Raw genomic sequence first — 12,278 nt, forward strand, 5'->3', positions numbered from 1 at the left:
GGAGGGTAGACTGCGCGGTTCACCGGATGGTGCGTCCGGCCTCACGAACCACGGTACCCCACGCCCATGAGCGGCAAACTTTTCATCAAGACCCACGGCTGCCAGATGAACGAGTACGACTCGGCCAAGATGGCCGATGTGCTCAAGGCCTCGCACGGGCTGGAGCTGACCCAGGACGAGTCCGAGGCGGACGTGATCCTGATCAACACCTGCTCGATCCGCGAAAAGGCCCAGGAAAAGGTGTTCAGCCAGCTCGGCCGCTGGAAGCAGCACAAGCGGGACGGCAAGCCGGTGCTGATCGGCGTCGGCGGCTGCGTGGCCTCGCAGGAAGGCGCGGCGATCGTCAAGCGCGCGCCCTACGTGGATCTGGTGTTCGGCCCGCAGACGCTGCACCGCCTGCCCCAGCTGATCGAGGCGCAGCGCGCCAGCGGCAAGCCGCAGGTGGACATCAGCTTCCCCGAGATCGAGAAGTTCGACTGCCTGCCCGAACCGCGCGCGGAAGGCCCCACCGCGTTCGTCTCGATCATGGAAGGCTGCTCGAAATACTGCAGCTACTGCGTGGTGCCCTACACCCGCGGCGAGGAGATCAGCCGGCCATTCGACGACGTGCTGGTGGAAGTGGCCAAGCTCGCCGCGCAGGGCGTGCGCGAGGTGAACCTGCTCGGCCAGAACGTCAACGCGTACCGCGGCCCGACCTTCGACGGCGGCATCGCCGACCTCGCCGTGCTGATCCACGCGATCGCGCAGATCGACGGCATCGGCCGCATCCGCTTCACCACCTCGCATCCGCTGGAGTTCTCCGATTCGCTGATCGAGGCCTACGCCAACGTGCCGCAGCTGGCGAATTTCCTGCATCTGCCGGTGCAGGCCGGCTCCGACCGCATCCTCTCGGCGATGAAGCGCGGCTACACCACGCTGGAATTCAAGCAGAAGATCCGCAAGCTGCGCGCGGTGCGGCCGGACATCTGCGTGTCGTCCGACTTCATCGTGGGCTTCCCCGGCGAGACCGACGAGGATTTCGGCAAGACCATGAAGCTGATCGACGACGTCGGCTTCGACCAGAGCTTCTCCTTCATCTTCTCCGCCCGCCCCGGTACGCCGGCGGCCAAGCTCGCCGACGACACGCCGATGGCGGTGAAGCACCAACGCCTCGAACGCCTGCAGGCCGCGATCAACGCCAACGCGAAGAAGATCAACGAGGCGATGGTCGGCAGCGTGCAGCGCGTGCTGGTGGAAAAGCCCAGCACGCGCAACCCGCACGAACTCAGCGGCCGCACCGAGAACATGCGCTACGTGAACTTCGCCGGCCACCCGCGCCTGATCGGCCAGTTCGTCGACGTGGTGATCACCGACGCAATGAGCAATTCGCTGCGCGGGCGGGTGAAAACAGCCGACGCCGCGACCGCTTGACTCCGTCCCTCGCATGCCGACGCCGCCCCCGAAAGCGGGAGTCCGGCTTGAGCTTGATGCTTCGACGAAATGGATTCCCACTGTCGCGGGAATGACGCCCACAGGAACACGCATTCGACACGTATCCCATGACCAACGGCCTCAACCAGCGCGATTTCACCCTCGACCCCGAAGACAACGCCCGGCTCGCCAACCTGTGCGGGGCGTTCGACGAGCACCTGCGCCAGGTGGAGCTGCGCCTGGGCGTGGAGATCAACCACCGCGGCAGCATCTTCCAGGTGATCGGCGAGGAGGCGCCCGTGCGCGCCGCCGAGAAGGTGCTGCGCGCGCTGTACGCCAGCACCGGGAGCGAGATGCTGACCGGTGCGCAGATCAACCTGCAGCTGGCCGAATCCGGCATCGATGCGATCACCGAGGCGGCCGTCGAAGGCGCCCAGGAGATGGTGATCAAGGTCAAGCGCGGGGTGATCAAGGGCCGCGGTCCGAACCAGGCGCGCTACCTGCACGCGATCGCCAGCCACGACATCAACTTCGGCGTGGGCCCGGCCGGCACGGGCAAGACCTACCTGGCGGTGGCCAGCGCGGTCGAGGCGCTGGAGGCGAACCGGGTACAGCGACTGATCCTGGTGCGCCCGGCGGTCGAGGCCGGCGAGAAGCTCGGCTTCCTGCCTGGCGACCTCAGCCAGAAGGTCGACCCCTATCTGCGCCCGCTGTACGACGCGCTGTACGAGATGCTCGGCTTCGAGAAGGTGGCCAAGCTGATCGAGCGCAACGTGATCGAGATCGCCCCGCTGGCCTACATGCGCGGGCGCACCCTGAACGATTCGTACGTGATCCTCGACGAGGCACAGAACACCACCGTCGAGCAGATGAAGATGTTCCTCACCCGCATCGGCTTCGGCACGGTGGCGGTGATCACCGGCGACGTCACCCAGGTCGACCTGCCGCGCAGTACCCGTTCGGGCCTGCGCCAGGCGGTCGAGGTGCTGCGCGGGGTCACCGGCATCAGCTTCACCTTCTTCACCTCGCGCGACGTGGTGCGCCACCCGCTGGTGGCGAAGATCGTGCGCGCCTACGAGGCGTTCGAGGAAGAAGCCGGGATTCGGGATTCGGGATTGGAGATTCGGGAAAAGCCGAAACCGGCAACCTGATCTTCATCGCAGCCACGGATACCCGACATGCCGCACACCGCTCTTCCGAATCCCGAATCCCGAATCCCGAATCCCGTTCTCGTCCACCTCGGCTACGCCGTGCCGCGCGCCGGCCTGCCCGCGCCGGCCAGCTTCCGCCGCTGGGTCGAGGCGGCGCTGCGCGGGGCGAAGCGGCGCAAAGGCGCCGAGCTGGCGATCCGCATCGTCGATGCCCACGAAGGCCGCGCGCTCAACCGCGATTACCGCGGCAAGGACTACGCCACCAACGTGCTGTCGTTCCCCGCCGAGCTGCCGCCAGGCGTGGCGCTGCCGCTGATCGGCGACCTGGCGATCTGCGCCCCGGTAGTGCTGCGCGAGGCCGCCGAGCAGGGCAAATCGCCGCGCGACCATTGGGCCCACCTCACCGTCCACGGCGTGCTGCACCTGCTCGGCTACGACCACACCGAGGAGGCCGAAGCCGAAGCGATGGAAGCGCTGGAAACCCGCGTCCTGGCCGGCCTCGGCATCGCCGACCCCTACGCCTGAACGCTTTGCTCCCTCCCCTGCAACGCAGGGGAGGGTCGGGGTGGGGTGCGCTTTTGATCTTCCCCGCCACCCGCCGCCACCTCCTTCCAGCCTCCCCCTGCCCGCAGGGAAAGCAGCAACAGCGCGCTTGTGCCCTGAACCGTCACGTTTTTTCCGCTAGAATCGGCCTTCCGCCCGGTTTCGGGCAGACCCCCAACGAGTAATGAGCGACGACCCTGGCAGTACCAGCGGCCCGGCCCACCGAACCTGGTGGGATCGACTGGGCCACATGTTTTCCGGCGAACCGCGCAACCGCGACGAACTGATCGAGGAACTGCGCTCCGCCCAGACCAACGGACTGCTGTCCGTGAACACCCTCACCATGGTCGAGGGTGCGATCAAGGTCACCGAACTGAGCGTGGACGATGTGATGGTGCCGCGCATGCAGATCGTGATGCTGGCCGCCGAGTCGCCGCTGCCCGACGTCCTCGCCGCCGTGGTCGAATCCGGCCACTCGCGCTTCCCGGTGCACGGCGAGGACAAGGACGAGATCCTCGGCATCCTGCTGGCCAAGGACCTGCTGAAGTACTTCGGCGCCGCCGAGCACTTCGACATCCGCGCCATCCTGCGCCCGGCCGTGCTGATCCCCGAGTCGATGCGCCTGAACGTGCTGCTGGAGGAATTCCGGCTCAGCCGCAACCACATGGCGCTGGTGGTCAACGAATACGGCGGCGTCGCCGGCCTGGTCACCATCGAAGACGTGCTGGAGCAGATCGTCGGCGAGATCGACGACGAGCACGACGACGAGGAAGAACCCGAACTGATGCATGAACAGCCCGGCGGCGACTGGCTGGTCAGCGCGCTGACCCCGATCGAGGACTTCAACGAACAGACCGGCGCCGATTTCCCCGACGAGGAATACGACACCGTCGGCGGCATGGTCACTGCCGAGTTCGGCCACCTGCCCGAGATCGGCGAGGAAGTCGCCGTCGGCGGCTACCTGTTCCACGTCACCGAAGCCGACGACCGCCGCGTGCAGGCCTTCCGCGTGGTCAAGCAGTAGCACCGCATGAAACTGGTCGGCCGCCACCTCCTGCTGCTCGCGCTGTTGCTGCTGGCCGCGCTTTCGCCCGCCCACGCCGGCATCGCCAACGCCCCCGGCGCGAACCTCGAGGTGTCGCTGGTCACCTACGGCCCTGGCGAAACCTACTGGGAACGCTTCGGCCACGACGCGATCGAGCTGCGCGACACGGTCTCCGGCGAGGCGGTCAACTTCAACTACGGCGTGTTCGACTTCAGCGAGAAGAACTTCTTCGTGAATTTCGCCCGCGGCCGCATGCATTACCTGATGGACGCGGGGCCCAGCGCGCAGGATGAGAGCTACTACGTCGAGGCCGGCCGCTCGGTCACCCGTCAGACGCTGGCGCTCGGCCCCGCGCAGGCCGCCGCGCTGCGCGACTACCTGCTGTGGAACCTGCGCCCGGAAAATGCCGGCTACGCCTACGACTACTACGTCGACAACTGCACTACCCGCGTGCGCGACGCGCTGGACAAGGCGCTGGGCGGCGTGCTGGCAACGTCATTGAAGGCGCATGCCGGCGGCATGACCTACCGCCAGCAGACCGTGCGCCTGATGAGCGCACAGCCCTGGCTGGCGCTGCTGCTCGATCTGGGTCTGGGACCGTATGCCGACCAGCCGTTGAATGCCTGGCAGGAAAGCTTCCTGCCCGAGGTGCTGCAGGCGCAGTTGCGCGAGGTGCGCGTCGACGACGGCCATGGCGCCCTGCATCCGCTGCTGCGCGACGAGCAGCTGGTCTCGCCCAACCGCCTGCAGGCGCCGCCGGCGGCCGCGCCCGACCTGCGCCTGCCACTGGCGCTGGCCGGCCTGCTGCTGGCCGGGCTGCTCCTGCTCGCCCGCCGCGGCTGGCCCGCGGGTTACGCCCTGCTCGGCACGCTATACCTGCTCGCGGCCGGTGCGGTCGGCCTGCTGCTGCTGGTGCTGTGGACGCTGACCACCCACCACTCGGCGTGGGCCAACGCGAACCTGCTGCTGTTCAACCCGCTCGCGTTCGTGCTGCTGCCGACGCTGTGGCGCGCGCGCCGCGGCCTTGCCGCCTCGCGTTTCATCGACGGCGCGATCGCGCTGCAACTGCTCGCCTGCATGGTCGCCGTGCTGCTGCACCTGCTGCCCGGCACCGCGCAGCAGAACCAGCCGTGGCTGCTGTTCGCCCTGCCGTGCTGGCTGGCGCTGGCGTGGAGCCTGCGCCGCCGCTGATGCAATTGCCGCGCCCCACCGCGCGGGGCATCATGCAGGCATGAACCCGACCACGCCGCCCGCCGCGACCCCGAGCACCGACCTGCCGATGGTGGTCAACTGCGTCGCCTACCGCAACAACGGCACGCGGATCGGCGAGGTCACCATCGACGCCATCAGCGAGGTGCTGGCCGAGCCCGACACCTTCGTCTGGGTCGGCCTGTACGAGCCGGACGAGACCTTGCTGGGCAAGATCCAGGATGAGTTCGGCCTGCACGACCTGGCGATCGAGGACGCGCACGCCGCGCACCAGCGCACCAAGCTGGAAACCTACGGCGACTCGCTGTTCCTGGTGGTGCAGACCGCGCAGCTGGTCAACGGCGAACTGGCGTTCGGCGAAACGCACATCTTCTTCGGCCCGCGCTACCTGGTCACCGTGCGCCACGGCGCCTCGCAATCCTACGCACCGGCGCGGCGCGGCTGCGAGCAAACGCCGGAACTGCTGGCGAACGGCCCCAGCTACGGGTTGTACGCCGTGCTCGACTTCATCGTCGACAACCTGCTGCCGATCGTGCGCGACTTCCGCGAGGAGGTGCAGCAGCTCGAACACGACATCTTCGGCGAAACGTACAAGAGCAGCACGGTGCGCCGGCTGTACGACATGCAACGCGACCTGATGACGCTGCGCCTGGCGGTGGCGCCGCTGCAGGACATCGTCAACCAGCTGATCCGGCTGCACCCAAACCTGATCCCCGAAGTGCTGCAGGCGTACTTCCGCGACGTCTACGACCACGCCTTCCGCGTCAACGAGGCGATCGGCGCGATGCGCGAGATGCTCACCGCGGCGATCAACGTCAACCTCTCGCTGGTCAGCCTGCGCCAGAACGAGGTGATGAAGAAGCTCGCCGGCTGGGCCGCCATGCTCGCCGCGCCGACCCTGCTGACCAGCTGGTACGGCATGAACTTCACCCACATGCCCGAGCTCGCCCAGCCCTGGGCCTATCCCGGCATCATCGTGGTGGTGGGCGGCGTCGTCGGCGGCATCTACCTCGGGCTCAAGCGCGCGAAATGGCTGTAACGCGACCGGCGGTTGTCGCTGTCATGCGGAACGTCCAAGATGTCCGCCGGCCTTCCCCCGGACGCGATCATTGATGAACGACTCCCGCAGCCACATTCCCGCCGACGCCGCCGCGCCGGTGGAAACCCTCTACGAAGGCCGCTGGCTCAGCCTGCGCAAGCGCGGCCGCTGGGAATACGCCGAGCGCAACAACCCCGGCGGGGCGGTGATCATCCTGGCGGTGACGCCGTCGGACAAGGTGCTGTTCGTCGAGCAGTACCGCGTGTCGATCCTGCAGAACACCATCGAGATGCCGGCCGGCCTGGTCGGCGATCTGGCTGGTCAGGCCGACGAGAGCGCCCAGCTGGCCGCGCGGCGCGAGCTGGAGGAAGAAACCGGCTGGCGCTGCCAGCGGGTGGAGTTCGTCCATCGCGGCCCGTCGTCCTCGGGCATGAGCACCGAGATGATCACCTTCGTGCGTGCGTGGGAACTGGAAAAGGTCGGCCCCGGCGGCGGCGACGACACCGAGAACATCACCGTGCACGAGGTGCCGCGCCGCGAAGCGGGCGCCTGGCTGTTCGCGCGCGCCGCCGAAGGCTATTCGATCGACCCCAAGCTGTTCGCCGGGCTGTGGTTCATCGAGCACGCCAACGGCTGAGTGCACCGGCCGCGACGGGCAGGACCGCTCACCAGGTGCGCACGTCGACCACGCTGATGGTGAAACTGCTCATGCCGGACTGGTAGCGGAACAGCCGGCCCAGGTCGAAGTGCACGGTTTCGCCCGGGGCAATGTTGGAGGTGCCGGCCGGCCACGCCTGCTTGCTCTGGATGACGGAACCGGCATCGTCCTTGATGTCGATGCGGATCTGCGCGGCCGAGGCCGCGGCGCAGTTGTTGACCAGGTCGCCGCGCAGGCTCATCCGTGTCGACGTTCCGGTGTTGTTGACCCCGGGCTTGAAGTCCTTGACGGCGAAGTCCTTCGGAGTGCAGTTGGCCTGGGCGGCCAGCGGGGCGAACAGGAGTACCGCGGAGAGGAGGAGCGTCTTCATGAGTTTGGGGCCATCCCGATGTATGCCTTCGATGCGGGCATGGAAAAAGATCGGCACGCGGCGGGGATTCTTTAGCCGACGGCGCCGCCCGGCACCGCGGCGCGGCGGCGGGATCGCGGCATGGCGCTCAAGTTCTGCGTGGTGGTGTCGATAGAGGGTGGTTCTGTTTCCCGCGTTGCGGTTCCCCCACTGTCCGATGGAGTTCCCCCCATGAAGGCCCTCGTTGTTTCCGCCGTGTTGCTGTTCGCCCCGCTGGCTGCCCAGGCCGCCTGCGCACCTGGCGATTTCGCCATCAAGGATTTCAAGCCCGGCGTCGCGGCATCGCGCCTCAGCCTGCGCGGCGATCTGGTCAACAACTGTGCCGCGGCCTCGGCCGCGCAGATCCGCATCGAGGTCAAGGACGCCGGCGGCAAGGTGCTGCAGAGCAAGCAGGGCTGGCCGGCCGGCACCGCCAACATCGCCCCGGGCGAAACCGTGCACTTCGACCTGGGCCGGCTGTTCCGCTACCAGGCGGACATGGACAGCTACACCGTCAGCGTGGTCGACGTGCGCACCTGGTGATACTGCCGGCAGCGTGACGCAAAAAGGCTCCTTGCGGAGCCTTTTTGGTATCCGCCGCTGCGCAGCGCTCCGCGCCAGCGGGCCTTCAGTGCAGCACGAACAGCTTGTCGAAACCGGCCACGCGCAAGGTGCCACGCAGCTCGCCGGAGGCGTTGACGATGCGGATGTCGGCGCGGTCGGCGCCGGCGTGTTCGCGCAGCAGCAGCAGCATGCCGAGCGCCGAACTGTCCATGCCGGTGACCTCGCCCAGGTCGATCACGTAGCTGCGCGCGGGCTTGCCGCTGCCCAGGCAGGCGTCGTGGAAATCGCGGTGGATGCTGAAGTCGAAACGCTCGCCCAGCTGCAGGGTCAGGCAATCGAGTTCGCTGTCGTGGTGGACGATCATGGGGCAATCCTCAGAAGAGTTCGATTTCGCCGGCGTCCATGGTGTTCTGCAGCGCCGGGCCGCGCGAGCGCAGGCGCGCCTTCTCGCGCTGGATCGCCAGCCGGCTGCGCACGCGCTGGGCGCGTTCCTCCAGCGCGTCGGCCTCCAGCGAAGCGCAGGCCAGCTCCTCGATGTCGCGGGTGCATTCGGTGGTGACTTCCTGCAGCTCGGTCAGCCGGGTGCGGGTCTGGCTGATCAGCTGGCTCAGGATGTCCTCGAACTGCAGCGAACGGATGGTGGTGGAGACGTCGCTGCCGAGGCCGCGATTGATTTCCACCGCCTGGTCGGCCACCGCGCTGGTGCGCGCGTCGCTCTCGGTGACATGGGCGGTCATCGCGTCGATGCCGCCCTTGGCCGACAAGGCCACGTTGAGGTCCTGCGAGGCCATTGCGCCGATCAGCCCGCGCAGTTGCTCCATCGCCGAGCGCGCGCGCTCGACGTGGCCGCCGATCTGCTCGTTGAGCTGGTTGGAGTTGCTCGCCAGGTTGCGGATCTCGCCGGCCACCACCGCGAAGCCGCGACCGGATTCGCCGGCGCGCGCGGCCTCGATCGCGGCGTTCAGCGCCAGCAGGTTGGTCTCCTCGGCGATGGTATTGACGTTGCGCAGCAGGCCGAATACCGCGTCCATCTCCTTCGCCATGCCGTCGATGCGGTAGACGATGCGCAGGCTCTCGCGCGACATCTGCACGATCATGCCGACGAAGTGCTCCAGCAGGTCGCCGGTGCGCGCGGCGAAATCCTGCACCGACACGTCGCCGTCCTGCACCTCGATGATCTGCTTGAGCAGCGACTGCTGCAGCGCGGTCTTGCTGGACAGGCCGTCGAAGCCGCCGCCCAGCTCGGACACCGCGTCGCGCAGCAGGTCCAGGCCCTGATGCAGCTCGCGGGTGGCATGGCCGAGCTCGTCGACCAGCGCGCTGCGCACATCCTCCAGCGCCTCGCGTACCGGCTCGGCGCGCGCGCCGGCAACAGTCTGCGCAACCGGCGGCGCGGCGGGTCGTGTCGGCACGGCCCAAGCCAAGGTCAGCGCAACCACCAGCAGCGGCGCCAGCCAGGCGGGGTGCCAGGCCAGCGCCAGCAACAAGGCGACGGCGCTGGCGATCCAGCCCACAAGCTGGTGTCGGAACAACGAGGCAGGAGTGAATGACATGGTCCAGTATCCGCGGGTCAGGCGCCGCTGGCGCCGGTATGGGGTCGGCGGGCCAGCGCCAGCAGGCGTGCCGCCATGTGGTCGATCGGCTGCATCTCGGCGGCGGCATCCAACTTCCAGGCGGCGCCGGGCATGCCCCACACCACCGAACTTGGCTCGTCCTGCACCAGGGTGGCGGCGCCGGCCTGGCGCAACTCCAGCAAACCGCGTGCGCCGTCGTCGCCCATGCCGGTGAGCAGCGTGGCGATGGTGGCGGCGCCGGCGCTGGCCGCCAGCGAGCGGAACAGCACATCGACGCTGGGGCGGTGCCGGTTCACCGGCGGGCCGTCGTGCAGCCGGCACACGTACTTGGCGCCGTCCCACATCACCAGCAGGTGGTGGCTGCCGGGCGCGATGTAGGCATGGCCGGACTGGACCGGCTGGCCGTCCTGCGCCTCGCACACGCGCATCGCCGAGCAGCGGTCCATGCGCGCGGCGAACGGGCCGCTGAAGGCGGCGGGTATGTGCTGGGTCACCAGGATCGGCGGCGCGTCAGGCGGCATCGCCTCCAGCACCACACGCACCGCTTCGGTGCCGCCGGTGGAGGCGCCGATCGCGATGATCGGGCTGCCGCCGCGCGTGCCCGTGGTCTGCACGCGCGGCAGCACCGCATCGGCCGACAACCGCGGCGCCACATCCAGCTTGCGCACCGTGGTGCGCGCGCGCGGCCTGGCCAGCGCCGCCAGCTTGACCTTGGCGCAGATCTCCTGCGCGCCGTCGCCGAAGCTGGACGCGAGGTCACTGCTCGGCTTGGCGAAGAAGTCCACCGCGCCCAGCTCCAGCGCACGCAGCGTCACGTCGGCCCCTTCCGTGGTCAGCGACGACACCATCACCACCGGCATCGGTCGCAGCCGCATCAGGTTTTCCAGGAAAGTCAGCCCGTCCATGCGCGGCATCTCGACGTCCAGGGTCAGCACGTCGGGGTTGAGTTGCTTGATCTTCTCGCGGGCGATCAGTGGGTCCGCCGCCGTGCCGACCACCTCGATGCCCGGATCGCAGGCGAGCATGGCCGACATCAGCTTGCGCACCAATGCGGAATCGTCGACTACCAGAACACGCACTCTATCCATTGCTCACCTTGCCATGCAGCCACGGCCCCGTCGCCCGCGACGGTCGCCCGGTCGATCGCCACGCCGGAACCACGGCGCTAGAACAGCTCGACCTCACCCTTTATCGGATCGTTTGCCAAACGCTTGAGGTAGCCGCGCTCGTCGGCCACCAGCGCCACGTCGTCGCTGCGGCGCAACTGGCGCACGCGGACCCGGCCGCTGTGCGGGAAGAACTGCACCTGGCGCGGGTAGACGTCGCCCAGGTCCTCCGCCGCCAGCTGCAGCCTTTCGGCCTCGATGTAGCGGTGCACGAAGTCGATGTTGCGCTGGCCCACGTCGCTCAGCTGGGCCAGCACGCGGCCACCGCCGAACACCTTCACGCGCAGGTTCGCGCGCTGGCCGCCCGCCTTCAGGACGGCGTTGATCAGCTGCTCCATCGCGTCGCTGCCATAGCGCGCCGCGCGCCCGTTGGCCGACGACCAGCTGTCGCGCTCGCCGGTGGGCTCGGGCAGCATGAAGTGGTTCATGCCGCCGACGCCGCGTTCCGCGTCGTGGATGCAGGCCGACACGCACGAACCGAGCACGGTGCTGACCAGCTCGTCGCTGCCGCTCACGTAGAACTCGCCCGGCAGCACCCGCACCACCATGCGGCCCTGGGTCGGGTCCCAGAACCGGCGCAGGTGCTCGAAGCCGGGCATGGCCTCGGGCAGCGTGGCGCTACGGCGCTCGACCGTCACTACCGGCGTCATCCGCGCTTCCGGTAGACGGTGCGGCCGATCAGCTCGAAATCGTCGTTGATGCCGTGCAGCGACTCGGAATGGCCGAGGAACAGGTAGCCGCCCGCCGGCAGCAGCGCGGCGTAGCGGCGAAACAGCTGCTGCTTGGTTGGCTGGTCGAAGTAGATCACCACGTTGCGGCAGAAGATCGCGTCGAACGGACCGCGCATGGGCCACTCGTGCAACAGGTTCAGCGGCTGCACGCTCACCAGTTCGCGCAGGCGCGGATGCACGCAGGCGAAGCCTTCATATTCGCCGGCGCCGCGCAGCATCCAGCGGCGCCGGCGTTCGTCGCTGACGCCGGCCAGCCGTTCCAGCGGGTAGACGCCGTTGCGCGCGGTTTCCAGCACCTGCGGCGACAGGTCGGTGGCGAGGATCTTCGCATCCAGGCCCGCCCCGCCATGGCGCTCCAGCGCCTCGGCCAGCACCATCGCCAGCGCGTACGGCTCCTCGCCGGTAGAACAGCCGGCGGACCAGATCCGCAGGCGATCGCCGCTGCGGCGCTTCTGCTGCAGCCATTGCGGCAGCAATTCGTCGACCAGCAGGTCGTAATGATGCTGCTCGCGGAAGAACGAGGTCACGTTGGTGCTGATCACGCTGGCAAGGTTGTCCAGCTCGCTGTCCGGGTCGCGCCGCAACAGCTCGCAATAGGCGCCGAAGTGGTGCAGGCCCAGCGCGCGCAGCCGCCGCGCCAGGCGCCCCTGCACCAGCTGGCGCTTGTGCTCGCCCAGCGAGATGCCGCAATACTCGTGGACGAACTCGCGCAGGAAGCGGAACTCGGCATCGCCGAGCAGCACCGCGCCGCCGTCCGCCGGCCCCGGATCGCCTCCGATCATGCCGGCGACGGCGCCCAT

General features: G+C 68.4%; 14 protein-coding genes. 8 read left to right on the forward strand and 6 right to left on the reverse strand.

Going from position 1 to position 12,278, the window contains the following annotated elements; all coding sequences use genetic code 11:
• Positions 1 to 66 precede the first annotated feature (66 nt).
• From miaB to LRK53_RS14880, 7 genes are all read left to right on the forward strand, one after another.
• Positions 67 to 1,410, forward strand: coding sequence for a tRNA (N6-isopentenyl adenosine(37)-C2)-methylthiotransferase MiaB (miaB, locus tag LRK53_RS14850; RefSeq protein ID WP_037089269.1), 1,344 nt, complete (start codon positions 67 to 69; stop codon positions 1,408 to 1,410).
• Positions 1,411 to 1,538: 128 nt separating this feature from the next.
• Complete coding sequence (locus tag LRK53_RS14855; RefSeq protein ID WP_027492073.1) at positions 1,539 to 2,561, forward strand: PhoH family protein; 1,023 nt, start codon at positions 1,539 to 1,541, stop codon at positions 2,559 to 2,561.
• Positions 2,562 to 2,588: 27 nt separating this feature from the next.
• Complete coding sequence (gene ybeY / locus LRK53_RS14860; RefSeq protein ID WP_051257526.1) at positions 2,589 to 3,086, forward strand: rRNA maturation RNase YbeY; 498 nt, start codon at positions 2,589 to 2,591, stop codon at positions 3,084 to 3,086.
• A gap of 202 nt (positions 3,087 to 3,288) precedes the next feature.
• Positions 3,289 to 4,128 carry a CorC family transporter gene (locus tag LRK53_RS14865; RefSeq protein WP_027492075.1) on the forward strand — a complete coding sequence of 280 codons (840 nt, stop codon included), beginning with the start codon at positions 3,289 to 3,291 and terminating at the stop codon, positions 4,126 to 4,128.
• 6 nt (positions 4,129 to 4,134) lie between these two features.
• Positions 4,135 to 5,340, forward strand: coding sequence for a lipoprotein N-acyltransferase Lnb domain-containing protein (locus LRK53_RS14870; RefSeq protein WP_027492076.1), 1,206 nt, complete (start codon positions 4,135 to 4,137; stop codon positions 5,338 to 5,340).
• 40 nt (positions 5,341 to 5,380) lie between these two features.
• Positions 5,381 to 6,397, forward strand: coding sequence for a magnesium and cobalt transport protein CorA (locus LRK53_RS14875; protein ID WP_235642357.1), 1,017 nt, complete (start codon positions 5,381 to 5,383; stop codon positions 6,395 to 6,397).
• A 73-nt stretch (positions 6,398 to 6,470) separates the two neighbouring features.
• Positions 6,471 to 7,034 carry an NUDIX hydrolase gene (locus tag LRK53_RS14880; protein ID WP_027492078.1) on the forward strand — a complete coding sequence of 188 codons (564 nt, stop codon included), beginning with the start codon at positions 6,471 to 6,473 and terminating at the stop codon, positions 7,032 to 7,034.
• A gap of 28 nt (positions 7,035 to 7,062) precedes the next feature.
• Here the strand turns inward: LRK53_RS14880 and LRK53_RS14885 are convergent, their stop codons facing one another.
• A complete protein-coding gene (locus LRK53_RS14885; RefSeq protein WP_027492079.1) occupies positions 7,063 to 7,425 on the reverse strand; it encodes a hypothetical protein in 363 nt (120 codons plus the stop codon).
• 210 nt (positions 7,426 to 7,635) lie between these two features.
• On the opposite strand from LRK53_RS14885, the gene LRK53_RS14890 reads away from it, so the two are divergent.
• Positions 7,636 to 7,986, forward strand: a complete 351-nt coding sequence (locus LRK53_RS14890) for a hypothetical protein (RefSeq protein WP_027492080.1) — start codon at positions 7,636 to 7,638, stop codon at positions 7,984 to 7,986.
• An 85-nt stretch (positions 7,987 to 8,071) separates the two neighbouring features.
• Here LRK53_RS14890 and LRK53_RS14895 read toward each other — a convergent pair whose 3' ends face one another.
• From LRK53_RS14895 to LRK53_RS14915, 5 genes are all read right to left on the reverse strand, one after another.
• On the reverse strand, positions 8,072 to 8,371 hold the full coding sequence (locus LRK53_RS14895; protein ID WP_007507420.1) for an STAS domain-containing protein: 300 nt from the start codon (positions 8,369 to 8,371) through the stop codon (positions 8,072 to 8,074).
• A gap of 10 nt (positions 8,372 to 8,381) precedes the next feature.
• Complete coding sequence (locus LRK53_RS14900) at positions 8,382 to 9,560, reverse strand: methyl-accepting chemotaxis protein (protein WP_027492081.1); 1,179 nt, start codon at positions 9,558 to 9,560, stop codon at positions 8,382 to 8,384.
• 17 nt (positions 9,561 to 9,577) lie between these two features.
• Positions 9,578 to 10,669 carry a protein-glutamate methylesterase/protein-glutamine glutaminase gene (locus LRK53_RS14905; protein ID WP_027492082.1) on the reverse strand — a complete coding sequence of 364 codons (1,092 nt, stop codon included), beginning with the start codon at positions 10,667 to 10,669 and terminating at the stop codon, positions 9,578 to 9,580.
• A 77-nt stretch (positions 10,670 to 10,746) separates the two neighbouring features.
• Complete coding sequence (cheD, locus tag LRK53_RS14910) at positions 10,747 to 11,397, reverse strand: chemoreceptor glutamine deamidase CheD (protein ID WP_037089273.1); 651 nt, start codon at positions 11,395 to 11,397, stop codon at positions 10,747 to 10,749.
• On the reverse strand, positions 11,394 to 12,278 hold the full coding sequence (locus LRK53_RS14915) for a CheR family methyltransferase (protein WP_027492084.1): 885 nt from the start codon (positions 12,276 to 12,278) through the stop codon (positions 11,394 to 11,396). The genes cheD and LRK53_RS14915 overlap by 4 nt, the downstream gene beginning before the upstream one ends.

The sequence above is a fragment of the Rhodanobacter thiooxydans genome, assembly GCF_021545845.1.
Taxonomy (GTDB): Bacteria; Pseudomonadota; Gammaproteobacteria; order Xanthomonadales; family Rhodanobacteraceae; genus Rhodanobacter.

Coding starts and splice junctions, on each gene's coding strand:
- miaB (WP_037089269.1), top strand. CDS start 67: ATGAGCGGCAAACTTTTCATCAAGACCCACGGCTGCCAGATGAACGAG.
- LRK53_RS14855 (WP_027492073.1), top strand. CDS start 1,539: ATGACCAACGGCCTCAACCAGCGCGATTTCACCCTCGACCCCGAAGAC.
- ybeY (WP_051257526.1), top strand. CDS start 2,589: ATGCCGCACACCGCTCTTCCGAATCCCGAATCCCGAATCCCGAATCCC.
- LRK53_RS14865 (WP_027492075.1), top strand. CDS start 3,289: ATGAGCGACGACCCTGGCAGTACCAGCGGCCCGGCCCACCGAACCTGG.
- LRK53_RS14870 (WP_027492076.1), top strand. CDS start 4,135: ATGAAACTGGTCGGCCGCCACCTCCTGCTGCTCGCGCTGTTGCTGCTG.
- LRK53_RS14875 (WP_235642357.1), top strand. CDS start 5,381: ATGAACCCGACCACGCCGCCCGCCGCGACCCCGAGCACCGACCTGCCG.
- LRK53_RS14880 (WP_027492078.1), top strand. CDS start 6,471: ATGAACGACTCCCGCAGCCACATTCCCGCCGACGCCGCCGCGCCGGTG.
- LRK53_RS14885 (WP_027492079.1), bottom strand. CDS start 7,425: ATGAAGACGCTCCTCCTCTCCGCGGTACTCCTGTTCGCCCCGCTGGCC.
- LRK53_RS14890 (WP_027492080.1), top strand. CDS start 7,636: ATGAAGGCCCTCGTTGTTTCCGCCGTGTTGCTGTTCGCCCCGCTGGCT.
- LRK53_RS14895 (WP_007507420.1), bottom strand. CDS start 8,371: ATGATCGTCCACCACGACAGCGAACTCGATTGCCTGACCCTGCAGCTG.
- LRK53_RS14900 (WP_027492081.1), bottom strand. CDS start 9,560: ATGTCATTCACTCCTGCCTCGTTGTTCCGACACCAGCTTGTGGGCTGG.
- LRK53_RS14905 (WP_027492082.1), bottom strand. CDS start 10,669: ATGGATAGAGTGCGTGTTCTGGTAGTCGACGATTCCGCATTGGTGCGC.
- cheD (WP_037089273.1), bottom strand. CDS start 11,397: ATGACGCCGGTAGTGACGGTCGAGCGCCGTAGCGCCACGCTGCCCGAG.
- LRK53_RS14915 (WP_027492084.1), bottom strand. CDS start 12,278: ATGGGCGCCGTCGCCGGCATGATCGGAGGCGATCCGGGGCCGGCGGAC.